Here is a 25972-nt window from a genome sequence, read left to right as displayed (position 1 = left end):
GCCGGACACCTGCCTCAACCTGCTTCCACGTCACGGGATGCGCGATCGGGTAGCCGAGGCGGGCTCGCGGAGAAAATGCGCCTACGGCAGTGTTGCCTCGGCCGTTGCGGAGGTAATCAAGGAAGATGACGTCCTGCGCGTGCTGATGGACCAGCTGATAGAAGGTACCGCTCGGGGTCGGCGTCCACAAGGCACTGAGCCAGCGATCTGGCTAGTTTCCGCGCGCTATCGTGAGTCATGTTTGGCGGCAGCGGGGCCGTAAGATGGACGCCTTTGCCGCCGGTCACCTTCGGCCAGCTCTCCAAGCCAGCGGCTTCAAAAATCATACGGAGCGACAGCGCGGCCTCCATGACCACATCCCACGGCACGCCTTCGCCGGGATCAAGGTCCAATACGAGCTGGTCAGCGTGTTCGATGTCGTCGATGGTCGCGTTCCATGGATGAAGCTCGACGGCGTCCATTTCGACCAAGCCAAGCAAACCATCGAGGTCATCTACCCAGACCCGGACACCTTCGCCGCCTTCGCGCTTTTTGACTTTTAGCTGGTGCACCGACCGTGGAATCGGGGGCAACGGCCCTTTATGGTAGAACGTGGCACCGTAGGCGTGGCGGACGAGCTTCAGTGGTCGTCGGCCTAGATGAATCAGCGCCCGGTCGGCTACTCGCCGCCAGTATCCCGTCAGCTCGTCCTTGGATGGCGCGACCGCGTCCGGTAGCAACTGAAGAATGTTCTTTCGCGGGACGCCGTGCTTGCTTTCCACCCGGCGCTTGGAAGGAGCCGGAGGCTTGGCCGTAATTGGCTGAAGGTCCTCGCGCAATCCCTTGAACACCGCCTCGCGCAAGATGCCGCGGTCCGTCACACCGCTGAATTGCACCTCTGCCAGCACCTCTGGTCTGACCCACGTTGCCTTGGGTTTCTTGATGGGTGCCGACAACGGCGACTTCTCGATGATCAGCGGGTCCAGCCGCTCCCGAACCCGTTGGGCTGCTTGCAAGGTATAGCCGCTTTGCGCCTTCCCGGCATATAGCAGGCGGTCGCCGTCTCGCCTGCCTATGTAAAGCGAGGCGATGCGGCGCGGCTGAGCCCCGAGCTTCTCAACGAAGGCGACAATCGAGAACGTGTCGCTATTGATGCACTTCACCTTGAGCCAGCTTGTTTGAACGCCGGAACGGTAGGGAGAGTCGGCTCGCTTCGATACAATGCCCTCCAAGCCCATCCGGCAGGCATGGTCGAACACGTCGCTACCGCCCGCCTCCAAATGCTCGGCATAGGTCAGCGTCGGAGCCGTTTCTTTCAGCCAGCCATGCAGAGCAGCCTTGCGCTCTATGAGAGGCATCTGTCGCAGATCTCGACCGTTGAGGTGCAAAAGGTCGAATGCAAAGAACATGAGCTTTAGCGAGTTCGGGTTTCCCAGCTCCCGTTCGAGGGCTTGAAAGTCCGGCAGCCCAGTGGTGCCGAGGACCACCACCTCGCCATCTAGGATTGCCGACTTGACCGGCAGGTTGGCAGCCGTCTGAATTATGCGCTTGTAGCGGTGAGACCAGTCGTAGCCCCGTCGGGTGAATGCTCGTGCCTCCCCGCGCTCGATGACGATCTCTGTTCGATAACCGTCATACTTGATCTCGTGCAGCCAGTCGGAATCGGCGGGAGCTCTCTCGACCAGCGTCGGCGATTGGAACTCGATGAAGGTGAGTTGGCCTTTCCGCCTACTCATGCACTCGGAACTCTCTGAGCTGAGGAAATGGCCGGGAGCTGGTTGCGTTCCTTAGCAGTCGCTGAAGCATCGAGGTGGAACATTTTGCCTATGTCCGCTTTCTCTTTTCACGAGCGGAGGACAGACACATGGCAGACGACAAAAGCAAAACGGATTTCCGTGACCGGGACCGTGTCTCGGGTGATGAAGAATACGAAGTTGGCTATTTCGCCAGCAAGTTTGGGCTTTCGATCCCTCAAGTGCGCGAGTTGATCGCCAAGCATGGCAACGACCGCGAGACCCTTGAGGCAGAGGCGAAGCGCCTTGGGGTACGATGATGGCTCGCTACCGCGTAGACGAACTCTTCGGCGAAGATGTCGTCTCTACAAATGAGGCTGATGCTGACAACGCACTACAGGCAGTGGAAGATGTAACCGGCAAAGTCATCTCGCCGCGCGCGCTGCAGGAGCACTGGTTCCGCGTAACAGACGAGAGCGGCACAATCCATGAGTTCAGTGTCGATGCCGATCCAGCCAAGGTGTTCAGCAAGTAACCCGCCGCCGCCGGACCTAAACACCGGCCGACCTAACGAGTCATCTTGCATTGCGGCTCCTCGCAAATCGACCGCGCCGGTCGACGTTCTGAAAGGAGAAGCAACCTTCGACGTCTCCGGTCGTGTGACCACGGGATCGGCGCCGCGGCAGGCTTCCAAGCGCAATCAACGGTCTTGGCATTGCTATGATCACCTCTAACTGGTCCGGCTCTGGCGGGGCTATTCGCTGGATCCGGGTAGAAGCGCTCGCGGTGCTCCCGGCTGGACCTCGCCCCGCAGAAGGTGCGTTCCTCGAGTTTCGTGAGAATGAACTCAGGGGACCTCGTGGTACTCAGGTGTAACGAATTAGCTCAAAACGGAGTTCATCCCGGCATGAATAAACCGTCTGCTTTCGGGAAACGACCAGGAAGGCCTAAACGTCGGAAATCGGGGCGCAAAGCTGCCATTCGCTCAATCTCATCAGACTGAATGTCTGAAACGCGCCCCATGTGGGACGTTGAAGTCACGCTTGCCACCGCCTTATAGCGGACACTGCCGGCGACCACCCTGGAGGTCGCGGTCGCGCCACTTCCCGACTTTTCGCTGGCCCCAGTGATGGTCGCAAGCCGCCTTAGCCGCTCTCGAGAAAAGGCGAGAACACATCTCGGTGGCGTGGTGCCACCCTGCGCCGCTCGCTGGACTATACCGGCATCGGCCGCGATTGTTCCGTGGCTGCCGGTAGTGGGTCAAGGCGCGGGACCAGATCCTCTATTGTATCGTCCAGTAGCGGCGGTTCTTCTTCGGCTTCCTGCTTCGGCTCCACCATGATCAGTCCGACAATGATCAGCGCCAAGGACGCCCAGGTCAGTATTGGTATTGCTTCACCGAGCAACAGCATGCTCCAGCCGATGCCCGCCGCTGTTACGGCATAAGCGCTCTGGCTGGCGAAAACTGCACCTGTTGTCGAGATAAGGACCATAAAGAGCAGCATTGCCAGATTGGCAGCCACGGCCATCAGAACCACGATGACGCCGAGGCGTCCCGTTAACAGATCAAGCGGGATGAAATCATCGTAATAGGCCGCAATCGGGATGAGCAGCGCCACGGAAACGACAAGGGTGATCCCGAACAAAGCGACGCTGTCGATCGCAGCAGGCCTCCGCTCAGCCAAAAATATATCTTCGGTCGCGTAGGTGACGGGGATGACCATCGCAATCGCAATCCAGAGCCAGCTGGCGGTCATGTCCGCCGGCTGACCATAAATCAGAATGATGACGATACCGGCGAGGCCAAGGCCCAATCCGAGGAAACGCTTAACATTTGGCGCCTCGGTCCGCATAACCGCCGCGAACAGAAAAACGACGAAACCCTCAAGGACAATGACGATAGAGACAATGAAGGCGGGAAGCCTGCTGGCCATCCAGTAAACCAGCACCTGATTTATCACGGAGCTGATAAGCGCGAGGAGCAGGATGAAGATCCAGTCAGTGCGTGTGAGGCCCTTCAAATTCGGCATGGTCTTGCGGTTCACGCTGATGCCGATGCAGACGGCAGCGCCGATAGTATCGATGAGCAAGGCCAATCCCACTGGATGCGCCTCAATGATCGAGGCCATCTTCGAGAGCGGCACGACTAGGCCCCACAGGCCGCCGCACGCCAACAGCAGCAGGCCCCCACGGAAGGTGCGGATGTTCTGTCGCAACTTGCGTTCGCGCTCGTAAACCTTCTGGGCCATCGTCGAAAACACAGTGGCGAGCTTGCCCAGACCATCCGTCCGGCTTGCCACGTCCTGGATGCCCAGCTTTGAGGGGTTGAACCGCCCTGACTCCAGGGTCGCAGCCGCCCTTGTCAACTTGGTGACTTGGCGCAGATACTCCTTCTCGATGTCGCGAAGCCTCTTCTTTTCGATGCAGGTAGCAACCCGCGCCTTGAGAAGGGCGAGTTCGAAGTCCTTGGGCAAGAAGTCCTCGGCGCCGAGCTCGATGGCATGGACGACGCTGTTCATCTCCTCGTCGAGCGCGGAAATGACGATGACCGGCAGGTCCCGTGTCTTGGCTGACGACTTCAGCCTTTTGAGCACCTCGAAGCCGTCCATTTCCGGCATCATGATATCAAGCAGTACGAGGTCGAACGGAGCGCCAGCGGTCTGATCGAGAGCGGCCGCACCGCTCTCCACTGCCACCGCTTCGTGACCGAGGGTCTCGACCGCTTTCTTCAGCTTGATCCTCACCATCGCGGAGTCGTCGACAACGAGAATCCTACCGAAGCTGCTCATAACTATCCCCAAGGTGAAAAATGTCTTGAAGCTCCGCCACCGCCGAGTTGAAAGCGCGTCTCGCGTTCTCGATATCTACCACGTCGGGCGGCTCACCCTTCGCGCATCGGGCTTCGATACCGGCGCAGACTTCGGCTAGCTCGGTTGCTCCCATGTCTCTTGCATTGGATTTCATGGAGTGCGCGGCCCGGCGCGTCGCGGGCAAATCGGAGGTCGACCCGGATTTTGCCAGGGTCTCCATGATCGACGGTCCCTCGTCGAGGAACGAACTGACGAGTTCGACCACGTCGGATTCTTCGCCACCGACGAGTTCCCGCAGCTTGTCCAGTGCTCGCCTGTCGATTGCCAAAACATCCCCGAAGCGCAGCGCCACTTGTAAAGTTCATGCGGGCGCTTGCGGGGTGAGTCTGGTATGACCCTCGCCCGATTGTCAACGGGCCCGTACTGCCTCGCAATCACCCCAACTCCACTATTCGTGGGAAGTGAGATCGAAATCGTACCACTTCATGGAGATTGTTTTCAGGGTTCCATCGGCATGCATTTCGTCAACGGTCTTCTTGATGAGTGCCGCGAACTCATTGTCGCCCGGCAAGATCGCCACGCCATGGGGCACGCGATAGAGCGGCTGGCCGACTATCTTGAACGGCTTGCCCTCCTTGATAAGCGCCATGACTGCCGGGAGGAGATTGACCAACCCGTCGATCTCGGCTCCGTCGCCCTTCTCCAAGGCGGCGTACACGTCCTCTTCATGTTCATATGAAACGGTCACCGGATCGTCGATTTTGTAGATGAAATCAGGGACTCCAACGATCCCAGGCGGCACCTTCTTCAGGTAGTTCTCGTATTGCGAACCGGCCAGCGCCCCTATCCGCTTGCGGCTTGCATCGGCCGGCGTACGGATCGTCGTATTATCCCGATGAACGGCCAGCACGCCGATGCCATAATGATATGTTGCCGGGAAAGCGATGTGCTCGGCGCGTTTCTTGGTCGGTGTCATCCCGCCAACGACAATGTCGTATTTCCCCTGCCAATTCCCCGAGACCTGTTCATCCCACGTTATGATGGAACCATCCGGGTTGGTCACGTATTCGACCTTGACTCCCATCCGCCGTGCGACCTCACGCAATACCTCGACGTCGAACCCGTCATATTCGCCCTTCTCGTTCTTGATGACCTGTGGCGGCCAGATGTCCGGGGCTGGAGAACGCAGGGTTCCGGTCGACCGGATGTGGTCGAGCACCTCACCTGCCAGGCTGTGGTCCGCAAGTGGAACCGATAAGGCCGCCCAGGCAATTGCGATGGCAATAAGAAGGCGCTTCACAGGATGCATTCTCACCTCCATCGTAGAAGTATTCGGCAAACCCTAGCCGTTCAGGGAGTTATCATATCGTATTGATACCACTTCAGTGAAAGTTCCATCAGAGTACCGTCGGAGCGCATTTCATCGATAGTCTTCTTCACCAGCGTGCCAAATTCCTCGTCGCCCGGCACAATGGCGATACATGAGGGTGCTCTATACAACGGTTGGCCGACAATTTTTATGGGCCTTCCCTGCTTGATTAACTCAGAATAACTGGAAGGGTGTTTATCGTACCATCTATCTTCCCGTCCGAGACAGCGTCATACGCGCCTTCCTCGTGATCAAACTCGACGATTACAGGATCGCCTATTGGGTACGTGATCGGCGGCATTCCAAGAATACCGAAGTCTTCTCTCTCCAAGTACTTTTCGTGAACCGAAGCCTTCAGCACGCCAATCCGCTTTCCACTGGCATCGGCCGGGGTCTTGATTTGGCTGTTGCTCTGATTGACAGCAAGGACACCCATTCCATACCGGTAAATGGCAGGAAACGAGAGATGTTCGGCTCGCTCTGCAGTAGGCGACATGCCACCTACGACTATGTCGTACTTGCCCTGCCACTGGCCAGAGGTTTGCTCCTTCCACGTGATGACGGAGCCGTCAGAGTTTTTGACGTATTCGACTTTGGCACCTATGCGGCGGCCGATCTCTCGCAATACCTCCACATCATACCCGTCGATTTCACCATTTGGCTGCTGGATGACGGCCGGAGGCCAGATGTCTGGAAACGGAGCGCGGAGAATCCCCGTTGCTCGGATGCGGTCGAGTGCCTCACCCGCCACGCTGAACCCTGCGAGTGGAACCGACAAAACCGCCCAAGCAATGGCGACTGCAACGAGAAACCGTGTCACTGGGTTCACCCCCCTGGAGTATTTATGCACCGGGTCTGCGAGGTAGGTCGGCCTCGGCTACCGCCCCGGTCAAGGCAATCACCTTTTGGAATCCTCTAGCAATCGTATCGCATCGGCCGTAATTTAGCGATAGCGCATATTCGCTCGGCACGCATGTCGAGCATCCACGGGGCAGGCCAACACGGCCCTCGGCCTCTTGAGCAAATGTCGAGAATGTCTGACGAGCAATCGCCGGCGGCGGCGCTGATGAGCGCGGCTCATCGCGCCGTCGTGTCAATTCCGAACCACTTCAGAGAAATGAACTTAAGCATTCCATCCTCCCGAAGTCGATCGATGGCTCCCTTCAGTTCGGCAGCGAACTCTGGATCGCCCTTCTCAATGGCGATTGCGGTCGGCGTATAGAGCAGCGGCTGACCGATAATCTTGATCGGACGACCCCTTCCGATCTCACTCATGAGTGTGGACAGCGAGTCCACAATGCCATCCAGTTCTACACCATTGCCCTTTGCGAGCGACTCGTAGCCACCTTCGCTTGTCTCGAACGGCACGACGACAGGCCGGTCAATCTGATATTTGATCGGCGGAATATCAAGAATATCGAATGGCTCGCGGGTCAGATATTTTTCATATTCGGAGGACCTCACCGCTCCGATTCTCTTCCCGCTCGCGTCGGCAGGCGTTCGAATTGTCGTGTTGTCACGATGTACCGCCAGCGAACCAAGGCCGAAGGCATAAACGGCAGGAAAGTCCAGTTTTTCCGCGCGCTGTTTCGTTGGGGTTACGCTCGGAGAGACGTCCCATGCGCCCTGCCACCTTCCAGATATAACGGCGGAAAATTCCGCCACCTCAAAACGGACTTCGACGCCAAGCCGCCGTGCAACTCCCGTCAGGACGTCGACATCAAATCCATCGAAGCTGCCGTCGTCCTTGCGCCAGGAGAAGGGTGGCCACGCCGGATCTACCGCTACCACCAGAACCGCTTTTTGCCTGACTCGATCGAGGACGGGGCCGGCAGAGCCGGGCATTGACAATGCACATAAGAGAAGCAACGAAACCGTTGCAATTGACATCCGCGACAGCATCGACACGATCTCGTTCCTTTTTGATTGGTCTTCCGGGGATTCACCCGGTTTCGCCAGGTCCATTAGACAAGTTGTTGGAGCGTTGTCCGCTGACCAATACCGCTCTTTTGAGTGATGCCACGAGCTCCTCGACGCGCAATGGCTTGCTGAGGTAATCATCCATCCCTGCATCCAGATATCGCTCGCGGTCGCCCGCCATCGCATTGGCAGTGAGAGCTACGATGTAAGGTTGGCGTTGCTCGCGGGAACCGGATGCACGGATCAGCCTTGTCGCCTTGACGCCATCCATATCCGGCATCTCGATGTCCATCAGAATGATGTCATGCCGCCCTTCGGCATATGAGGAAATTGCCGACTGTCCGTCTCCCGCCAGCTCCGCCCTGTAACCTAGTCGCTCGAGCACCTTGAAGCCCAGCTTTCGATTGGTGGCGTTGTCATCAACCAGCAGGATGCGAAGCGGAAACTTGGCTGCCATCGCGCTATCAAGAACAGGACTCTTCGGCTGATCGGGTTTGGCGAAGCGCGTGGGAGCCCCGGCAAAGACCGCCATGAAAGCATTAAGAAGAGGCGATGGCTTGATCGGCTTGGAAAGCACCGCCGCGAAGTTGACTCCTTCCATCTCCATCTTCTTCTGTTCGGAGATGGGTACCATTGAGCTCAGCAACACCAGCGGAATGCTGCCTTTGTCACCGAGTGCGCGTATTCCCCTCGCCAGTTCAATGCCGTCCATATCGGGCATGTTCATATCGAGCACGATGACATCAAAGGTTTCGCCGTCTGCAATCATGCGAATGGCGTCAGAAGGGGACCCGGTTGCATACGGAATCATGCCCCAGGCCTGCGCCTGCAGGGACATTATGCGGCGGTTCGTTGCATTATCGTCGACAAACAGCAGTCTCCGGCCGGTCAGTTCAACCTTGGCCAGCGACATCTGAGCCCGTTTGGGAGCCGGGGCAGTTGGAGCGCGGATCGTGAAGAAGAAGGTTGTGCCCGTGCCCTCGACGCTTTCCACCCACACCTCGCCTCCCATGAGTTCTACGAGGTGCTTGCTGATCGCGAGGCCAAGTCCGGTCCCGCCGTAGCGCCGGGTCGTCGATGCATCGACCTGGCTGAACGACTTGAACAAGCGGTCCATTCGATCCTTGGGTATGCCGATCCCCGTGTCCCGCACCGCGAACTGCAACATGCACGGGGCCGCCTGATCTTGGCTTTGTGACCCACCCGTCTCTGCGGCTCCGAGTGAAACCTTCATTGCTGAAAGTACAATTTCTCCCCGGTCGGTGAACTTGACGGCATTGTTGAGGAGATTGATTAGAACTTGCCGCAACCTGGTATTGTCCGCGACAATTCCTTCGGGGGTTCCGGGTTCCACCACATACCCCAAGTCCAGCCCCTTCTCCGCTGTTTTTGGGGCGATCAGGTCAATCGCACTCTCAAGGCATTCGCGCAGTTCAAACGGCTTGGGATCAAGCTCCAGCTTGCCGGCTTCAACCTTTGAGAAGTCCAGTATGTCATTGATGATCGTCAGAAGTGCCTCTGCGCTGCTGTTGATCGTCTCGCCGATTTCCCGTTGCTCCTGGTCGAGCTTGGTGGAGAGCAGCAAGTTGCTCATGCCGATAACGCCGTTCATGGGCGTGCGGATTTCGTGGCTCATGGTAGCTAGGAAGGTGCTCTTGGCCTCATTGGCGGCCTCGGCGGCTTCCTTGGCCTGCTGTAGCGCTAGCGACAGCTGCTTGAGCTCGGTGAACAGCTGTGCGTTGTGAAGCGCAGCACCTGCATTGGCGGCGATAGTCGAAAGCAAGCGAAGCGAGTTGTCGTTGAACATGCCCTCCCGCGCTGTGCTTTGCACGCTGATCACACCCATGGTGCCAAGCCCTGTCTTGATCGGAACGCCCAGATAGGAAAGGGCATCCCTGCCGACGGGAGTCGCTCCGATTTCGACGCTGCGCTCGTTTACGTCCTGGTTGATGAGCAGCGGCTCGCCGGTCTCGATGATCTTGCTTGTCAGACCTTCGCCGAGGGTGAGAGTGGTGAAAGACTCGCCGAATTGGTAAGGAAAATGAATGAGGTTGGTTTTCGGGTCGAGCAGCGCCACATACACGATGTCGGCCTGAAAAATATCGCGCATCTGGTTGCCGATCAGCCGGATGGTGCTATCGAATTCGGCTTCCGCGATGAGCGCCTCGCTGACCTTGCTGATCGCACCCAGCTCGGCTGCCCGATCCTCGGTTTCCTTGAGCAAGCGCTGAGTTTCGTCGAACAGGCGGGCATTGGCGATGGCTACGCCCATATTGGACGCCAGCGTCTGCAACAGGCGCAAATGACCATTATTGAAGGCGCTGGCCTGATAACTCTGTACGCTGAGGACGCCTATAGTCTTGTTACCGGCGCTGATTGGCACGCCAATATAAGAGGCAGTTCTGTCTTCTTCTTTTGGGAAATATGCGCCTAACTCCCTTCCCTCCGCTGAGGTACGAAAAACCAAGGGTTTGCCTGTTATTATTACCTTAGAAGTTACTCCTATGCCCATCGGAAATGGCTCAATAGACACATATTTATCTCTATAGTATGCGAATGGAACACGTATTAGGTTCGACGCATCATCATGCAATAGTATTTCTGCCACCTCAGTTCCGAAGATTTCACGAACCTTGTCTCCCACGAGGCGAACGATAGTCTCAAGATTCAACGATTTCGCCATCGATTCACTTACGCTATTTAGAATAGCCAGTTCCGCGGCCCGATCCTCTGTCTCCTTGAGAAGGCGTTGGGTCTCATCGAAAAGGCGCGCGTTGGCAATCGCAACGCCCATGCTGGTTGAGAGCCCCTGCAACAAATGCATTTGAGCTTCATTGAAGGCGTTCTTCTCGTAACTTTGCACGCTGACGACGCCCAGAGTCTTGTCGGCTGCGATGATCGGAACGCCCAGATAGGATTCCGTTTCGTCCTCTTCCGTCGGCGCAAGAGCGCCCAACTCATCGGCGCGATCGTTTGAGCCGATAACGAGCGGTTCGCCGGACAGGATGATTTTCGAGGTCAGACCCTCGCCCATCGCAAATGGCTCAGGCTGTCGATACCCATTGTAATAAGCATAGGGGACGGTGATCAGATCGGACTTGTCATCGTGTAAAAGGATTTCTGCGACTTCAACGCTGAATATTTCGCGCAGCTTGTCTCCCACAATGCGGGTTACTGTCTTCACATTGAGCGTCTTCGCCATCGCCTCGCCGACGGAATTGAGAATAGCGAGCTCCTTCACGCGCCGATTGATTTCCTGCGCATAATAGACAAAGGCCCGAGCTAGATCCGATATCTCGTCGTTGCCTTTTGTTAGCGTCTCCAATTTCGCAGGAGGGCTCGTTTCCAGCATGGCGAGGCTCAACTTGCGAATGCGGCCGACGACCGACGCCTGCAAGTAACCAGCAATGAGTATGGCTCCAACCACCGCCAGGACGGCAATCAACGAGAGGACCCGGGCACGCGCCGTCAGCCGGCCGTCAAGTGCGCTGCGTTGATGGTCAACATCTTGAGCAATCTCTTGAGAAATGACGTCGGCGGCCGCAACCAGCTTGCCGGAGAAAAGCTCGTTGTCAGCCAACTGGCCGCGAATATCATCGAACAAGCGGAATAGTCTGCCCTTCAGTTCCACGACGCCCCGGGGGCCCAGCAAGGCCTCTTCAAACTGCCTTGCCAAATTGGGGTCTGCCGTAGCCAGCAAGGAAATCCTTGGCCGCAGTTCATTCGCCATAGTCTGCAGCTCTTCAGGTTTGCCCGCCGTAGCAAGCCCAAGGGCCGTCGCAGTCACCTCATTCGTGAGGGCACCATGCAGGGCTAGGACGCCGTCGGCCTTTCCAGATACGGCGATGCGAAAGATACGCTGGAGCAACCCCTCCAACGCATCTTCGGTTGCAGCACGGTCGTAGAGTGTGGTGGCAAGCGTATCGAGATTCCGGAACAGTTCCGCCGTCGTCTCTTCAATCTCCGAGAGGTCCTTGCTTGTCTGCGACTTGAGTTTGCCGGTCAGCTCCTGAAGTTTTGACTGCTCCTTGAAACTGAGGAGCGAGAAGTTGAGCAAGGCATCCTGCTCCAGCCCTTTTGCGTACAGCGATGGCGCCAGGCGTGTGATTGCTTGGGCGCGCTGCCGCAGCTCGGCGGCGGTCTGGATGGCCTCGACTTGGACGTCGGCCACCGAGTCGAAGCTTTGCCGCAATTCGTTGAAGGATTGGACAGCGATGACGCTGATCGCACCGACCATTAGAGCGAGAGCGACAAGACCTATCATCGCCCGGGCGGCAAGACCATGCCAGGGACGATGGGGCCGCTTGCCGTCGCTCGCTTCGCTCATATATCCCGCCCACGCCGCTATCGTGCGTCCCAGCGGCACACCTTGTATCCCAATCTGGAGCCGCCGGGGGAATTCGTCAATCAGGCCGTTCTTCGGGCCCACTGGCGGAGTACGCGGGCGATAGGCTCGCCACGCGTCACTCGCCGAATTGCTTTGGACGCAAAGCGCCTACGATGGTCAGCAACGGTCACACCGCGACGTGCGCACGCCCAATCTAACTGTCCGCTCGTGAAGTGTCGTAGACCGAAGCTGCCGGTCTGTTCTCGGCCCCAAAGCGGCGTCGCCCTTAGGCTTTCCCGTTACTTGGCCTTTGGCCCAGATGAACGCTTTTTCACGGCGCTGGTCGACGCCTTGCGCCCTAGTCCGCTAGCCTTAGCCAGCTGTGAGCGGGTTGCAGCATAGTTCGGCGCAACCATCGGGTAGTCGACGGGCAAGCCCCATTTGGTGCGGTATTCGTCGGGCGTTAGACCGTAGTGCGTGCTCAGGTGGCGCTTGAGCGACTTGAACTTCTTTCCGTCCTCAAGGCAGACCATGTAGTCCGGCGTCACCGACCTCTTCGGATTCACGGCGGGCGTCAGTGCAGGCTTCGGCTCTTCGAACGGCTGCCCAATCTTTGACAGCGACGCGTTCACACTCTCGATCAACTCTGGCAGTCCCGCCACCGGAACGGCATTCTTGCTGACATACGCAGACACAATATCTGCGGTCAGTTCGATCAGAGCAGCGTGAGCGTGATCGTGTTCGTCCGACATCGTGTAAAATTCCTCAGTTTTGAAACAATCGAAGCCCAACTGCTTCTTACCTGCCATTTCGCAAATAGCTAGCCGTCAAGGCACATTCGGCTGGACTTCCTTGCGCGCGCAAGCATTGGTGTGGGGAACGAAGAGGCGGTATCCATCGCCACCAAAACCAAGGTCTCTCTCCAGCCCGCCAGCCGGGCTCAAGTCAGTACAGGCGCCGGATTGGCCGGCACTGACACTGAAGGAGAACGATCATGGCAACACTCGGCACCGATCAAAGCACGGAATCCGACAACGACAAGCTTCAGATCCCGCCGGAGCCGCGTGAGCACATTTGGGACGCGCTCGAGACCCCGCCCAAGCGGGCGAAGAAGGCGAAGTCGCCCAAGAAGAGAGCTCGTGACGTTGACGCTGGTGCGGAGGCGGGACCGGCAAAGCCACCGAAGGCTGCGGCCCGCAACGAGAGCAAGCAGAGCAAATCGGACCTAGTGCTGTAGAAACTTCGCCTGGCCAAAGGCGCCACCATCGAGATGCTGAAGGAGGTCACAGGCTGGCAGGCACACTCGGTACGGGGCTTCTTGTCGGCGGTGGTCAAGAAGAAGCTTGGCCTCAACCTGGTCAGCGATGTCGGCAAGGATGGCGTCCGCCGCTACCGCATCGATGACGGCGCGAGGGCGCCTAAGCCTCATGCGCGCTAAGCTCGACATCGAAGCAGCGGTCGCCGCCTTAGGCGACCTCTCCCGCGAGGATCTCGCAGCCCAATGGGAGAAGATCTACAGATGCTCGCCACCGAAAGGTGTCAGGCGTGAGCTTCTGATCAGGGCAGCAGCCTGGCATCTTCAGGCAAAACGTCTCGGTGGATTTTCCACCGAGACGCGTCGCATGCTCAGGTCCGCCATAGACCGGGTCGAGAAGAAGGTCGCCGACCGTGACAGGCAACCTAGCGTTGGCACTGACGACATCAAGGTGACTGCCGCTCCAAAGCGCAAACTAGTTTTGCCAGGCGCACGGTTGGTCCGTGACTGGAACGGCAAGACCCACATCGTCGACGTGCTCGAGGATGGCTTCGTCTTTGAGGCCAAGGTTTATCCCTCGCTATCGTCGATCGCGCGCAAGATCACCGGCGCGCATTGGTCCGGTCCGAGGTTCTTTGGCTTATGAGCAGCAACGCGACACGTCGCCTGCGCTGCGCGGTCTACACTCGTAAATCGAGCGAGGAAGGCCTCGATCAGGAATTCAACTCGCTCGACGCCCAGCGCGAGGCCTGTGTGGCGTTCATTGCCTCACAGGTCGGCCTTGGCTGGAAGCTCGTCCCTGATCGTTATGACGATGGTGGCATCTCAGGTGGAACGATGGAGCGCCCCGCTCTGCAGCGGCTGCTTCAAGACATTCGCGACAAAAAGATTGATGTAGTGGTCGTCTATAAGATCGACCGCCTCACCCGCTCGCTGATGGACTTTTCGAAGATCGTCGAGATCTTCGATGCCAGCTCGGCGTCATTCGTCTCTGTGACCCAGCAGTTCAACACCACCACATCGATGGGCAGGCTGACGCTAAACGTGCTTCTGTCCTTTGCGCAGTTCGAGCGCGAGGTCACAGCCGAGCGCATCCGCGACAAAATCGCGGCATCGAAGAAGAAGGGCATGTGGATGGGCGGTGTCGTGCCGCTCGGCTATCGCGTGGAGCATCGCAAGCTAGTCATCGACGACGGCGAGGCGAAGATCGTTCGGCTTCTCTTCAAGCGCTACCTTGTGCTGAAGTCAGTGCGCGACCTTGCTGACGAAGCGGCGCGGGACAGTCTCACGACGCGCACCCGCGAGCGCCAGGATGGGACCCTTGCTGTGACGATGCCGTTCGGCCGCGGCAATCTTTATCACCTGCTCTCGAATCCCATCTACATAGGCAAGATCAAGCACAAGGATCAGGTCCACGACGGCGAGCACGAGCCGATCATCGCAGGCCCGGTGTTCAAAGAGGCGCTGGCGCTCCTGGCGTCTCAAGCACCACGCCGGAGGAGCAAATCGAACGTCACTCAGCCGCACCTTCTCACCGGACTTCTCTTTGACGAACATGGCGAGAACCTTCGATCGGTGCATGCCAACAAGCGAGGCGTTCGCTATCGCTATTATGTCTCAAAACAGTTTGTTGATCAGCGGCGCCGCAGCTCCGACGGATGGCGTCTTCCTGCCGATGCAGTTGAATCAGTCGTTGAGCTTCAGCTGAATCGTATTCTCAGCGATCACAGCCAAATCGCTGATTTGATTCGGCGTTGGGGAGGTCCCGGCGAGATTCAATACGCGATGAGCCGCGCGGCTGAAGTCAGGACTGCCTGGAGCTTCGAGACTGCCGACGCTAAGCGATCGCTTTTTCAGAAACTCGCTCGCCGCATCGCACTTGGTCAGAAGGCATTGACCGTCGACATTGATTGCCGGGGACTATCCGAACATCTGCTCGATAGGGCTTTGCCATCCGACGGCGGCGCTGAAACGCTGTCGATCACATGCCCATTTGAAATCAAGCGACGCGGCGTCGAGATGCGCATCGTACTAACCGATCCCTCGTCCAACGGCTCGGAGCCGGATGCAGCGTTGATCGACGTGGTCTATCGCTCTCAGCTTTATCTCCATCAACTCACCGATGGCTCGGGTCGAAGCCTGACGGAGATCGCCAGCTTGAACGCGACCACCGTCTCTGAGGTGAGCAGGCTGCTGCCGCTGGCGTTTCTCTCGCCGAAGATCGTGTCGAAGATTATCGCCGGCATCCAGCCAGTCGAACTCACAGCCCATGGGCTGTCGCGCCTGTCCCGCCTTCCCCTCGCATGGTCCGATCAATCTGCCCTCCTCGGCTTCTGATTCCGACCATCGCCCGAGCATCGCTTTTCCAAACAGTTGGCTACGCAAATGGGGCTGCAGAGACGAAGGTCCGAAATCGAGCCATTCTAGGCCCAGACGGGGTTGTCTCAGCCAAGCGTTGCCGCAAGTGCGCCGGTAACCTACGGAAATGTCGACACTATTCTGAGATGGTCGAAAACGCGCCAGAACTCGCAGACTGAATGGTGGGCCCGGAGGGTCATTGTTTTCTACAGAAAATCAATACGTTAGCGGCTGGTTCGCCAACCCATTTCCTTCGTATTCTCTCGTATGGTCTGGCGAACCGGGTAAGAGCTCCAGATGAGCCGCTCTTATTGCCAGCATAGACCCTCCGTCGAGGATGTTGTCACCGGATTTTTGGGTGGTTCAACAACAATCGAGGCGTTAGCCCAGCGTGCAATTACAAGAGATCGGCGGTGTGTGTGCCATTTGATGTGCCATGACTGCGAGGACGCAAGTTTTTTGGAACGGGCACGATGAGAAATTGCAGCCTGCCCACGCGGCCAACCTGCCGGCATCCAATGAGGTTACGATCGGTGGCGATCCGTATGCGACCGGCGCATGGCTGACACTCGCCAACGTCATTTCGGCTTATGACAGCACGCTCTGGCTACCTGAACACGACACTCAGATGGCGTCAAACTGCTGTCGAGTTGGCGCTAAGACCAACTATCTTCAGGGATGGCACACCATGCTTTCGTCGTGGCCAGAGGCACGATAGAAAGATCAGCATTCAACTACGGAGTTTTTCGATTCGCGAGATTCGTCGTCAAAATCCGAACGAAGTCATCGATATAGCCAGCTGGACGGCCGATGAGGATTTTCCGATCTATCCGATCGGGTCAAAGCCGAAGCAGTTGGTCATTTCCCCGCAGGAATGCTCTTTGGACTTCGTGGTCCCCGGTCAAGGCTACCTGTTTAAGCAGGCGTTGGGTTGGCAGGCTCAGCAGATGTGGTGCGAGGTCATCGCCTATGAGCTTTCCCATCTTGTTGGGGTCGATGTGCCTCCAGCCCTAGTAGCGGTCGACGGGACAAACGGGCAGACCGGCGCTTTGATAAAGCTCTTCTATCCATACCCAGAGGCCTCACGCACAACACGGCTCGCCCATGCAGCCGATTATATGCAAAAGAACTTCGCCGACGGTAAGAAAGGACGCCCTCACGCGCTGCGGGAAAATCTGGTGATTTGCCGTCTGCTCGGAGTGGAGGAACCATTGCGCTGGTGGGCACGCGCGCTCGTGTTCGACACACTGATCGGCAACACCGATCGGCATTCGGAAAACTGGGGGTTCCTGATCGAGCCCAAGGGGGAAAATCCCCGGTTCAGCTTGGCACCACTTTACGACAACGGGACGAGCCTCGGCTACGGAACAAGCGAGGCGAAGCTCGGCGAGCCTTGGACAAACTCACGCATGGCCACTTACATTGCCCGAGGGACGCACGATATCGGCTGGTCGAAAAATGAGGATGGCCCAACACCTCACATCGCACTATGTGAGCGGTTCTTCGGCGCGAACCGCGATCTGCTCGAGCTCGCGGCAAGCATGTTGCCTTTACGGACGGGGCGGTCGAGGAGATCGTCGACTGGGCAACGCAATTTGATGTTCCCGTCTTGTTCTCATCTCACCGGGGGCGGTTTATAGTCAGGCAACTCGGCGCACGCCGGGACAAGCTGAAAGAGGCACTTGGACTGTGAGTGAGAACTGGATCACGCATGCGAGCGAGCCGGATCATCTGATCCTGGCATGGCAGGCGCCCGATGAATTCAATGATCGAACCCGATTCGCAGTGGGCGAGCTCACCTGCGAAAACGGAGAGGTCCGCCTTCGCTACTTCGGCGACAGCGATCAGTTCAAGCGCCTCAATCCTGACAAATCCTATGATCAGCTGCTGAGCTATGGATATGCGGGTTATCCTGGCTTTCCGCCGGAGCGCGCGGAGCATCGTGCCGGTGTTCTCGAGGCATTCATGCGGCGACTTCCGCCGCGGTCGCGCGCCGATTTTGACGCCTATGAGCGCCACCTTCGGGTGCGCCCCGGGACTAAGCTCAGCGACTTCGCGCTGCTTGCGTTGTCCGAGGCCTATCTGCCTAGCGACGGGTTTTCAGTCGTCGACCCCCTCGATGCCAAGGTGGACAAGCGGCAGCTCGTCGTCGAAGTCGCCGGCTATCGCTACTATGCAAGGAAAGCTGAGACGCAGTTGCCCACAATAGGCGACAGAGTTGAAATCGTTGCTGAAGACGATAACCCCTATGATCCGCGCGCCGTCGCTGTCACGTTCAACGGGCACAAACTCGGCAACATCAACCGGCTGCAGGTCGAGACCTTCAGGGTCTGGGCTTCGCGGGGAAGAATTGAAGCGACGGTTGATCGCCTCAACGGTCGCCCGGAACGGCCACGCCTGTTTTTGTTCGTTCGGATTTTGCCGACGAAGGTCTAACGGCACTCCTTATGGCTCTTAGTTATGGAACGTCTGATCAGCGGACCGTCGGACTGAAGCTATATTTGCCGCGGAAGGCCTCCTCCATTGCCTCCGTCAGCTGCCTGTCGAATCGACGCGGGACGATGAAGCTGTCGTGAACTGGAAGCGCGAGCACATTCTGGTCCAGCAAGCGATCGAGCACTGCTAGTGCGAGATCGCTGTCCTCCCGCTGCAGCCGGACGCCTTCGCCGCTGCCAAACCAACGAGCTATCGGCTCAAGTTGGGCTGTGAAAGCGGCAACGTAATCATGGAAGCGCGCGCCAGGCGGAAGCTGGGCGCGATCGAGCGCGGTCGCAGCGAGCCGCATCGGTGATGATGACGTTCGGTTGACAAGCCGATTGAAAGTGCGTTTGCCCAGTTCGCGAACCTGCGGACCGACGAACCCCTCGACAGAATAGACGTCGTGGTCCAGTTGCTGCCCCACACGCGCGAACAACAGCGTCGGGTGCAGTCTTGCGTAGTCGCGTTCGATAACCGGCTCGCCGTCAAGCGTCAGCAGCTTTCGCTCCGCTTTGGGTAGGTTGATCCACCAGCCTCCGTAGAGCCTTCCGCCACTTTGCCAGTCCCCCTTGAATATCCGATAGAGCTGCGTCCCCTCTTCCCCTGCCACAAGCCGCTCCTCGGCATCATCGTCATTGCCGTAGTATCGATCTGCTATTCGGGCCCACGCATCGTCAGGGATGCCAATGTGCACGCTTCCAAGGCGCTCATTCTGGCGAAGCAATATCGACCGGCTCGCCCGAACATCCGAGGGTTCGAGGGGAGTTCCAATGGCGGCCTGGCGAAGAATAATGACGTCTCGCCGCTCACTCCAGCCAATGGCCGCTCGCGTTACGCCATTCTCGGCAAACATATTGCGCAGTGCCGCTGTCGCTCGCAGCCGCGTTCGCCGACCATGCTGCACCTGTTTCTCGACGGTGCGCCGGTATCCGTGCTGCCCTTCGACCAGACCGAGTTCTGCCAGGCCATCGCGCATACGGGCAAGCATACGGACGCTATGTGGCGTTCCACTATAATCGTTCGCATTGAACGAAATGCCCACGAAACGTCGGGAATCTACCCTGTTGAACACCGCAAGGGCGAGGTTGGCGATCAGCACTTCGAGCGTATTGCGCCATCTGACCTGGTCGGCCGGGCGAAACGCCCGTTCGCGGTGCACTATTTCTTGCAAGAGCGCGCCAATGGACTCCACGAGCCGCTCACCCTTTGCGTCGATAAACACGCGCGAGGTGTCGAGCGGAATAGAACGTTCGAGCGCTGCTCGATCACGGATGAAAGCGAGGACCATGCACAATCATAGGCCAGAGTACGAGGCGGTTGGCTGAGATTCTTTGGCCGGATTGGAAAAGGGATTCAATTCAAAATGTCGACCAAGGACAGGCGTGGGCCGCGGCGGACATGCGAGCCGAAGGCAAAGCGGCGGAGCCGTCGTGGCGAACATGCCTGAGTCTGAACGCGTTGCTGTCCTTCGCTCAAACGCAGAAAGCTTCTATCGCATCTGAACCGTGCTGCCATTCGGTAAATAAGCCGCTTCCAGTTGATGGACAAGCTGACAGTGGCGACCGCATGAGGCGTAAAAGCTGCCATTCCCTAGAAGATAACGTGATCGGCGAGCGGCCGAAGCAGTTTCTTGAATCGACTTTGGCGAACCGTTTCGTAAGCTATTGAGGAACAACGATTATCGCTGTCGCTGAGGGTGTGGGATTCACAAAGAAGATCAATGGCTTACTGCATGGTTAGCCAACCCATATCCTTCGTATGATCTCGTATGATCTGGCGAACGTGAGGATTGGCCGGAGGACTAGTTTCCAAGCAAGCAGTGTCTATTATCCTGGGGTTTGGGGCCGGACTTGGACATGCGGAAGAGCGGACCCTCCCTTTTCATCGCGACGTTGGGTCCAAGGGCCTCGATGTTGACCACTGCTCAGGGTGGCCTTGGGGCGTTGGACGGTCCGGCCCTCGGTTTCGCGGTGCGCGGCGATATTTGAATTCAATTCAAAACAGGTGTGCCGGCTTCGATGTAGACGATATAATCCCGATAAGATTTTCTTCCATTTGGGAGTGGCGCATTTCGGTTTGGCACTGTTGGGAACAGGGCCAGACATGGAACGGGTGCGTGTGATCTCCGACTGAAGATCAGGGAGGAAGTCATGTCGATTCAGAGAAAGAGGCAGCACGCGCTCGCCCTTATGCTAGGTGCGGTGGCCTTGAGCGCGACGCTTGCGACGCAAACGGCGCAGGCAGATACCTATATGCCGGCCTGCTACAAGGCTGGCCCGGATAACCCGGGGAATCTGAAGTATCCCGCCAAGAAGGGACCCTACCGTATAGCCCTGGTGAATGGATACACTGGCATCCCGTGGCGCGAGCAGATGATCAAAAGCGTCCGATCCTGGGCAACGCGGCCTGAGATCGCCTCCCAGATCAAGGAACTGAAGATCGTCAGCACCGGGTCCGACGTCGCAGCGCAGATCGCGGCAATCGACAACTACATCGAAGCCGGCTACGACGCCGTGCTCTTCGATGCTGTGAACCCATCGGCCTTTGGCAGTGTAATTCGCCATGCCAAGAAGGCCGAGACGGTCCTCGTCTCGTTCGACAATCCGGTCGATGATCCTGCGATCATGCGTATCACACCGAACTGGGTCGACTTCGAGACGATCAAGGCCGAAGCTGTCGTCAAGGATATGCCGGCGCCAAAGGGCACCGTTTTGGAGATCCGCGGCCCCCAGGGCAATTCGACGGATCGTGACCGCCATTTGGGCGTTGAAACCGTCCTTAAGAAATACCCCGATATCAAGACCGTCGAAGTCGTCGGAAACTGGGACACCGGCACCGTCCAGAAGGTGACCTCGGATGCGCTGGCCATCTATGGCAAATTCGACGCCATCATCTGTCAACATGGCTGCCAGGGGGTCACGAACGCTCTGACCTCGGCCGGCATTTCTGGCATCCCGGTTGGTGGCGATGCGGCCAACGGCTTCGTTAAGGCTCTCGCTGCGGGAAACATTCCCGGGATTTCGGTTTCGACGTCGCCTGGTCAGGGTCCAGTCGCATTGCGGGCGACGCTGGCCTTGCTGCAGGGCGAGGAGCTTCCGGAATTGGTCAATGTGCCCATTCCAAACGCTCAGACCAAGGACATGAAGCCGAACCTCAATTACTTTCCGGACCTCCCGGATACATTCGAGACGGTCACCGGCTACGCCGCTTGCGGGTCAGACATGGTGTTCACGCCTGACCAGTTGAATGCGGTCGGCGCCGGCAACGACTGACGCTCTCCTTATGCTTACCGGGGACGGCGCATGCCGTTCCCGGGGCTGGCAAGGTTTAGGAAGGGCGTCCATGTCCAACGATATTCAGCTGCTTGAGCTCTCGGGGATCAGCAAAGCCAGGGCGTTGAACCACATCGACTTCAAAGCCAACGCAGGGTCGATTCATGCGATCCTCGGCGAGAATGGCGCTGGCAAGTCCACGCTCATGAAGATCCTTGCGGGCGTGGTCAGCCCTGACACAGGACATTTGCGGCTGGCCGGCAGTGACCTGCGCATGACAAGCCCGATCGAAGCGGCACGGCACGGTATTGTTTGCGTCTTCCAGGAACTGTCGACCATTCCGCATATGAACGTTGCGGAGAACATCTACCTGGCCAATCCGCCTCGGAACCGGCTTGGGATGATCGACCGCCGTGCCCAAGCGCGCAAAGCCCGTGACATGCTTGATCGCGTGGGCTGTGGCGCGGGTATCGACGTGAACGCCCGTTGTGGCGAACTCGCCCTGCCGCAGCGCCAGATCGTGGAGATTGCCAAAGCCGTGGCGCGGGAGCCGCGCATCCTCATCCTCGATGAGGCGACCTCGGCGCTAGCTGCTTCGGACGTCGAAACGATCATGACGCTCTTGCGCCAGCTTCGCGAGGAAGGCGTCTGTGTTTTATTCATCTCGCACCGTATGCATGAAATCGAGCAGATCGCCGACACCTGTACGGTGTTCCGCAACGGCGAGTTGGTCGAAACCTTCAAAGCCGGATCGAAGACTCAATCCGAAATCGTCCAACTGATGATCGGCAAGCCGATTGCGCAGGTCTATCCGCCCAAGTCTGGCGCGCGCTTGCTGCAGAAGCCTCACCTCGAGCTGCGCGACGTGTGCTGGCAAGATCGTCTCGGCCCGCTGAGCCTTGCCGTCCGCGCCGGCGAGATCGTCGGGCTCGGCGGGTTGGAGGGACAAGGCCAGCGAGAGGTGCTGATGGCGATTGCTGGTCTCTTAAGGGGCCTGACTGGCGAGGTGCGGGTCGAAGGACGTGTTGCCCGCCACGGCGGACCAAGCGCGGCGAAGTCAGCGCGCATCGCGCTCATTCCCGAGGATCGCAAGAACGAAGGGTTGTTTTTGTCGATGTCGGTCGAGGAGAATCTTGGCGTGACGTTGCTTGGGGCGCTGAGCACGGCCACTATCGTGTCCAGAAGCCGGTCGCACTCCCAGGCACAGGCCCTCGTCGAGAGACTTCAGATTAAGGCCCAGTCGCTCGGCGCTGCTGTCGGCACGCTTTCCGGGGGGAACCAGCAAAAAGTGGTGCTCGGCAAATGGCTGGCCACCAACCCCAGGCTTTTGTTGCTGATGGACCCGACGCGCGGCATCGACGTCGGCACCAAGCAGGAGATCTACCGCCTCTTCAGGCAGCTTGCGGACGACGGCATGGCGATCCTTTTCTACTCAACTGACTACGACGAACTGATCGGCCTGTGCGACCGCGCGCTCATCATGTATCGCGGCCGCATCCGAGCCGAGCTCAGCAGCCCAATGCTGACCGAGCACAACATCCTCTCCAACGCCTTCAACCTGCCCGACGCGGCCATGACCCGCGAGGTCGTGCCGGACACTCGTGACGAGCAGGGCAACCTGATCGAGCAGCTGTCATGACACTCATTCGCGCACGCGTCCTCAGGCATCACGGCCGCACGGTCTTCGCCGTCGGTGCCCTTGCGGTGCTTCTTGCGATCTTCCTGTCGATCCATCCCAAGGGTGCCAGCATCGGCGTCCTGACGGCATGGTCGAACCAGGGCGCGGCCCTCGCCCTGCTGGCTGTCGGCCAGACCATTGTGGTGTTCACCCGCGGTATCGACCTCTCGGTCGGGCCGACCATGGCGCTGGCGAATTGCGTTGCCTCGGTCGTCGTGGATGGTCCGCCCGGCCAAGTGGCCGCAGGTGTGGTCCTCGTTCTGGCGATCGGTGCAGCCTGCGGCGCCATCAACGGCCTGGTAGTCGTCGTCGGACGGATCCAGCCAATCATCGCCACTTTGGCGACGGGAGCGATCTATTCCGGCCTCGCCCTCATCGTGCGCCCGGCGCCCGGCGGCAACATCGACGAGGCGCTCAGCGATATCGTCACGGGCAATGTCCTGGGGCTTATGCCAACCTCCCTGATAGTCATGCTGTTGCTTGCCGCCGTTATCTGGGGAACGGTGCGCCGCACCCAGACGGGCCGGACTATGCTCGCGGTCGGCTCGGCCGAATCGTCGGCCTATATGTCGGGCTTGCCCGTCGACCGGGCAAAAATCGGCGCCTACGCGCTTGGCGGCTTGTTTGCCTCACTGGGGGGATTGTTCCTCGGGTTCCAGACATTGGGAGGCGATCCTTCGATCGGGCTTCCGTACACGCTAAATTCGATCGCCGCGGTCGTGGTCGGGGGCACTTTGCTGACGGGCGGCGCCGGAAGTGTGTTTGGTTCAATTACCGGCGCGCTGATCCTCAGAACCATCAGCAGCCTGATCTTTTTCACCGGCCTGCCGCCTCAGGCCCAGCCACTGTTCGAAGGCGCCGTGCTGGTGATCGCCGTGGGCCTTGGCGTGACGCGTGTGATCGGTATCCGCAACCGTATGGAACTCTACCAATGACAGCCCTGCGTAATCTGATTGCCGAGATGGACGGGCCGTCCAAGGCACTGGCGTTGTCAATCCTGGCGCTGGTCATTGTTGGCGGGTTCGTTCATTCGCAGTTCTATTCGCCCACCTATCTTCTCCAGCAGCTCCAGACGGGCGCTTTCCTCGGCATCGTCGCCACCGGCGCGCTGATCGTCATTCTGCTCGGAGAAATAGACCTGTCGATCCCGTGGACCATGACCGCGGCCGCCTTGTTGTCGACCGCCGTGGTCGGACCGCATCCTCAACCCTTCGTCAGCGAGATTGGCCTGCTGGTCGGCCTCGCGACCGGTGTCGGCATCGGCCTCGTCAACGGCATCGGCGTTGCTTACATGCGCATCCCGTCGATGATCTGGACGCTTGCGGTCAATACCGTCGTGCTGGGCCTTTGCGTGTATCTGGGCGACATGTTCACCCTCGGCAGCCGCCCCTCGCTCGCCATGTCGACACTTGGCGCTGGCAAAACATTCGGCGTGGCAAATGTCACGCTTGTCTGGCTTACGATCGGCATGCTTATGGCGTTCATCCTGCGCAAAACGATTTTCGGCCGACATCTCTATTTCGTGGGCAATCGTGAGGCGGCTGCGTTCCTCTCCGGCGTTGATACCAGACGGGTAACCTTGCTGGCCTTCGTCGCCTCCGGCCTGCTCAATGGGGCCGCAGGACTGCTGCTCGCGGGTTATGCGGGCCAGTCCTACGGCCATATGGGCGATCCCTACCTCTTGTCGGCGATCGCCGCCGTGGTGCTTGGCGGGGCAAGCCTGTTCGGCGGTCGCGGCTCCTATGCCGGCACCGCGCTCGGCGTGATGCTCATCACCCTGATTTCATCAGTCTTGTCGATCATGCAGGCACCAGAGGCAGCCAAGCAAATCATCTATGGCGTGGTCATCATCGGGATGGTTGGCTACTACAGCCGCCGCGAGCGCTTCGCCTAGGCAATACCTTCCGACTTTGGCAGGTTCTCGACTAGGAAATCAATGAATGCGCGCACGCGGCTCGGCACCAGATCATGCGCGATATAGATGGCATGGATTGGTTCTGTGTCGCCGGGGTTGAATTCGTCGAGGATGCGCACGAGCCGGCCTTCTTCTACATCGCGACCGACATGGAACTCCGATAACCTGGCAATGCCGACGCCAGCCAGCGCCAACTGCCGCATGGTCTCGCCATTGTCGACGCGCACATTGCCTGAGATCGCAATGCGCGAGACCCGCTCATTGCGTCGGCCGTCAACAAACGGCCACTCGTCGAGGTTCCGGCGCAGGTTGAAACTCAGGCAATTGTGCTCGGCCAGATCTTCGGGCGTTTGCGGGTAGCCCCGGCGCGCAAGATAATCGGGCGCCGCCACGACCATGCGTCGGCTCTCCAGCAGCTTGCGGGCCTTCAGGGCGGAATCGGAGAGATTGCCAGTCCGGATCGCGACATCGGCTCGCTCTCCGATCAGGTCGACGGTCAGGTCTGAAAGGATCAGATCGAGTGTGATGCCGGGATAGGACGCAAGGAACCGCGGGATCAGCGGGTTAAGGATGTGCCAGGCGAAAGGGATGTTGGAATTCACGCGCAGATAGCCGCGTGGCGTGCCGGAGCCGGAGGCGACGCTCTCTTCTGCTTCCTCGATCTCGCTGACGATGCGACGCGCGCGCTCGTAGTACTCGCCTCCTTCGGGTGTCAGGGTGAGGCTCCGCGTCGTCCGGATCACAAGCGGGATGCCAAGCCGTTCCTCCATCCTGGTGATGAGCTTGCTGACGGCCGAAGGGGTGATGCGCAGCTTCCGGGCGGCCGCCGAGAAGCTGCCCAACTCGACTACCCGGACAAAGACCTCCATCTCCCCGCC

The 25972-nt window shown here is 58.7% G+C and carries 22 protein-coding genes and 1 pseudogene; 13 read left to right on the top strand and 10 right to left on the bottom strand.

Annotated elements, in window-relative coordinates; genetic code table 11:
- A pseudogene (gene ligD, locus EOA24_RS04125) lies at positions 1 to 1715 on the bottom strand (DNA ligase D); the annotation flags it as partial.
- A 128-nt stretch (positions 1716 to 1843) separates the two neighbouring features.
- On the opposite strand from ligD, the gene EOA24_RS04120 reads away from it, so the two are divergent.
- Both EOA24_RS04120 and EOA24_RS04115 read left to right on the top strand, forming a co-directional pair.
- Positions 1844 to 2032 (top strand): DUF3606 domain-containing protein, encoded by a 189-nt coding sequence (locus EOA24_RS04120; RefSeq protein ID WP_126079520.1) that lies wholly within the window; start codon positions 1844 to 1846, stop codon positions 2030 to 2032.
- Entirely contained in the window at positions 2029 to 2247 is a 219-nt protein-coding gene (locus EOA24_RS04115; RefSeq protein ID WP_127256691.1) for a hypothetical protein, read from the top strand. Before EOA24_RS04120 ends, EOA24_RS04115 begins: the two co-directional genes overlap by 4 nt.
- 679 nt (positions 2248 to 2926) lie before the next feature.
- Here EOA24_RS04115 and EOA24_RS04110 read toward each other — a convergent pair.
- From EOA24_RS04110 to EOA24_RS04075, 7 genes are all read right to left on the bottom strand, one after another.
- Entirely contained in the window at positions 2927 to 4501 is a 1575-nt protein-coding gene (locus tag EOA24_RS04110; RefSeq protein ID WP_126079522.1) for a response regulator, read from the bottom strand.
- Complete coding sequence (locus EOA24_RS04105) at positions 4485 to 4874, bottom strand: Hpt domain-containing protein (RefSeq protein ID WP_126079523.1); 390 nt, start codon at positions 4872 to 4874, stop codon at positions 4485 to 4487. Before EOA24_RS04105 ends, EOA24_RS04110 begins: the two co-directional genes overlap by 17 nt.
- A 96-nt stretch (positions 4875 to 4970) precedes the next feature.
- Positions 4971 to 5831 (bottom strand): transporter substrate-binding domain-containing protein, encoded by an 861-nt coding sequence (locus EOA24_RS04100; RefSeq protein ID WP_189343275.1) that lies wholly within the window; start codon positions 5829 to 5831, stop codon positions 4971 to 4973.
- A 229-nt stretch (positions 5832 to 6060) separates the two neighbouring features.
- Positions 6061 to 6711 carry a transporter substrate-binding domain-containing protein gene (locus EOA24_RS04090; RefSeq protein ID WP_189343277.1) on the bottom strand — a complete coding sequence of 217 codons (651 nt, stop codon included), beginning with the start codon at positions 6709 to 6711 and terminating at the stop codon, positions 6061 to 6063.
- Between the two features lie 257 nt (positions 6712 to 6968).
- Positions 6969 to 7793: a transporter substrate-binding domain-containing protein gene (locus tag EOA24_RS04085; RefSeq protein ID WP_245467352.1), complete on the bottom strand. Its 825-nt coding sequence runs from the start codon at positions 7791 to 7793 to the stop codon at positions 6969 to 6971.
- A 40-nt stretch (positions 7794 to 7833) separates the two neighbouring features.
- Complete coding sequence (locus EOA24_RS04080; protein WP_126079527.1) at positions 7834 to 12138, bottom strand: GAF domain-containing protein; 4305 nt, start codon at positions 12136 to 12138, stop codon at positions 7834 to 7836.
- Positions 12139 to 12437: 299 nt separating this feature from the next.
- Positions 12438 to 12890: a MucR family transcriptional regulator gene (locus EOA24_RS04075; protein WP_126083575.1), complete on the bottom strand. Its 453-nt coding sequence runs from the start codon at positions 12888 to 12890 to the stop codon at positions 12438 to 12440.
- Positions 12891 to 13132: 242 nt separating this feature from the next.
- On the opposite strand from EOA24_RS04075, the gene EOA24_RS04070 reads away from it, so the two are divergent.
- The 6 genes from EOA24_RS04070 to EOA24_RS04045 all read left to right on the top strand — a co-directional run bounded on the left by EOA24_RS04070 (position 13133) and on the right by EOA24_RS04045 (position 18187).
- The gene (locus tag EOA24_RS04070; RefSeq protein ID WP_126079528.1) at positions 13133 to 13375 is read left to right on the top strand and encodes a hypothetical protein; all 243 of its coding nucleotides are present in this window, start codon (positions 13133 to 13135) and stop codon (positions 13373 to 13375) included.
- Between the two features lie 9 nt (positions 13376 to 13384).
- Positions 13385 to 13576, top strand: coding sequence for a DUF3489 domain-containing protein (locus EOA24_RS04065; RefSeq protein ID WP_281059396.1), 192 nt, complete (start codon positions 13385 to 13387; stop codon positions 13574 to 13576).
- Positions 13566 to 14039 (top strand): DUF2924 domain-containing protein, encoded by a 474-nt coding sequence (locus tag EOA24_RS04060; protein WP_126079530.1) that lies wholly within the window; start codon positions 13566 to 13568, stop codon positions 14037 to 14039. Before EOA24_RS04065 ends, EOA24_RS04060 begins: the two co-directional genes overlap by 11 nt.
- Positions 14036 to 15730, top strand: a complete 1695-nt coding sequence (locus EOA24_RS04055) for a recombinase family protein (RefSeq protein WP_126079531.1) — start codon at positions 14036 to 14038, stop codon at positions 15728 to 15730. Before EOA24_RS04060 ends, EOA24_RS04055 begins: the two co-directional genes overlap by 4 nt.
- Before the next feature lie 611 nt (positions 15731 to 16341).
- Entirely contained in the window at positions 16342 to 17391 is a 1050-nt protein-coding gene (locus EOA24_RS04050; protein WP_127409606.1) for a HipA domain-containing protein, read from the top strand.
- Between the two features lie 49 nt (positions 17392 to 17440).
- On the top strand, positions 17441 to 18187 hold the full coding sequence (locus EOA24_RS04045; protein ID WP_127409605.1) for an HIRAN domain-containing protein: 747 nt from the start codon (positions 17441 to 17443) through the stop codon (positions 18185 to 18187).
- Between the two features lie 37 nt (positions 18188 to 18224).
- Here EOA24_RS04045 and EOA24_RS04040 read toward each other — a convergent pair whose 3' ends face one another.
- On the bottom strand, positions 18225 to 19517 hold the full coding sequence (locus EOA24_RS04040) for a hypothetical protein (RefSeq protein WP_127409604.1): 1293 nt from the start codon (positions 19515 to 19517) through the stop codon (positions 18225 to 18227).
- 29 nt (positions 19518 to 19546) lie between these two features.
- On the opposite strand from EOA24_RS04040, the gene EOA24_RS04035 reads away from it, so the two are divergent.
- From EOA24_RS04035 to EOA24_RS04015, 5 genes are all read left to right on the top strand, one after another.
- Positions 19547 to 19897, top strand: coding sequence for a hypothetical protein (locus EOA24_RS04035; protein WP_127409603.1), 351 nt, complete (start codon positions 19547 to 19549; stop codon positions 19895 to 19897).
- 482 nt (positions 19898 to 20379) lie between these two features.
- Positions 20380 to 21501 carry a sugar ABC transporter substrate-binding protein gene (locus tag EOA24_RS04030; RefSeq protein ID WP_127409602.1) on the top strand — a complete coding sequence of 374 codons (1122 nt, stop codon included), beginning with the start codon at positions 20380 to 20382 and terminating at the stop codon, positions 21499 to 21501.
- 70 nt (positions 21502 to 21571) lie between these two features.
- Positions 21572 to 23140, top strand: a complete 1569-nt coding sequence (locus EOA24_RS04025) for a sugar ABC transporter ATP-binding protein (RefSeq protein WP_127409601.1) — start codon at positions 21572 to 21574, stop codon at positions 23138 to 23140.
- On the top strand, positions 23137 to 24114 hold the full coding sequence (locus EOA24_RS04020) for an ABC transporter permease (RefSeq protein ID WP_127409600.1): 978 nt from the start codon (positions 23137 to 23139) through the stop codon (positions 24112 to 24114). The genes EOA24_RS04025 and EOA24_RS04020 overlap by 4 nt, the downstream gene beginning before the upstream one ends.
- Positions 24111 to 25073, top strand: a complete 963-nt coding sequence (locus tag EOA24_RS04015) for an ABC transporter permease (protein WP_127409599.1) — start codon at positions 24111 to 24113, stop codon at positions 25071 to 25073. The genes EOA24_RS04020 and EOA24_RS04015 overlap by 4 nt, the downstream gene beginning before the upstream one ends.
- Here EOA24_RS04015 and EOA24_RS04010 read toward each other — a convergent pair.
- The coding region (locus EOA24_RS04010; protein ID WP_133374458.1) for a LysR family transcriptional regulator at positions 25070 to 25972 on the bottom strand (903 nt) is incomplete at its 5' end. The genes EOA24_RS04015 and EOA24_RS04010 overlap by 4 nt on opposite strands.

The sequence above is a fragment of the Mesorhizobium sp. M2A.F.Ca.ET.039.01.1.1 genome (assembly GCF_003998035.1).
Taxonomy (GTDB): Bacteria; Pseudomonadota; Alphaproteobacteria; order Rhizobiales; family Rhizobiaceae; genus Mesorhizobium.
The sequence above is the reverse complement of the archived record's forward strand: the minus strand, read 5'-3'. Positions and strand labels throughout refer to the sequence as shown.

What these genes read in the sequence shown, in the direction of transcription:
- EOA24_RS04120 (WP_126079520.1), top strand. Translation starts at nt 1,844, where the DNA reads ATGGCAGACGACAAAAGCAAAACGGATTTCCGTGACCGGGACCGTGTC.
- EOA24_RS04115 (WP_127256691.1), top strand. Translation starts at nt 2,029, where the DNA reads ATGATGGCTCGCTACCGCGTAGACGAACTCTTCGGCGAAGATGTCGTC.
- EOA24_RS04110 (WP_126079522.1), bottom strand. Translation starts at nt 4,501, where the DNA reads ATGAGCAGCTTCGGTAGGATTCTCGTTGTCGACGACTCCGCGATGGTG.
- EOA24_RS04100 (WP_189343275.1), bottom strand. Translation starts at nt 5,831, where the DNA reads ATGCATCCTGTGAAGCGCCTTCTTATTGCCATCGCAATTGCCTGGGCG.
- EOA24_RS04085 (WP_245467352.1), bottom strand. Translation starts at nt 7,793, where the DNA reads ATGCTGTCGCGGATGTCAATTGCAACGGTTTCGTTGCTTCTCTTATGT.
- EOA24_RS04080 (WP_126079527.1), bottom strand. Translation starts at nt 12,138, where the DNA reads ATGAGCGAAGCGAGCGACGGCAAGCGGCCCCATCGTCCCTGGCATGGT.
- EOA24_RS04075 (WP_126083575.1), bottom strand. Translation starts at nt 12,890, where the DNA reads ATGTCGGACGAACACGATCACGCTCACGCTGCTCTGATCGAACTGACC.
- EOA24_RS04070 (WP_126079528.1), top strand. Translation starts at nt 13,133, where the DNA reads ATGGCAACACTCGGCACCGATCAAAGCACGGAATCCGACAACGACAAG.
- EOA24_RS04060 (WP_126079530.1), top strand. Translation starts at nt 13,566, where the DNA reads ATGCGCGCTAAGCTCGACATCGAAGCAGCGGTCGCCGCCTTAGGCGAC.
- EOA24_RS04055 (WP_126079531.1), top strand. Translation starts at nt 14,036, where the DNA reads ATGAGCAGCAACGCGACACGTCGCCTGCGCTGCGCGGTCTACACTCGT.
- EOA24_RS04050 (WP_127409606.1), top strand. Translation starts at nt 16,342, where the DNA reads ATGACAGCACGCTCTGGCTACCTGAACACGACACTCAGATGGCGTCAA.
- EOA24_RS04040 (WP_127409604.1), bottom strand. Translation starts at nt 19,517, where the DNA reads ATGGTCCTCGCTTTCATCCGTGATCGAGCAGCGCTCGAACGTTCTATT.
- EOA24_RS04030 (WP_127409602.1), top strand. Translation starts at nt 20,380, where the DNA reads ATGTCGATTCAGAGAAAGAGGCAGCACGCGCTCGCCCTTATGCTAGGT.
- EOA24_RS04025 (WP_127409601.1), top strand. Translation starts at nt 21,572, where the DNA reads ATGTCCAACGATATTCAGCTGCTTGAGCTCTCGGGGATCAGCAAAGCC.
- EOA24_RS04020 (WP_127409600.1), top strand. Translation starts at nt 23,137, where the DNA reads ATGACACTCATTCGCGCACGCGTCCTCAGGCATCACGGCCGCACGGTC.
- EOA24_RS04015 (WP_127409599.1), top strand. Translation starts at nt 24,111, where the DNA reads ATGACAGCCCTGCGTAATCTGATTGCCGAGATGGACGGGCCGTCCAAG.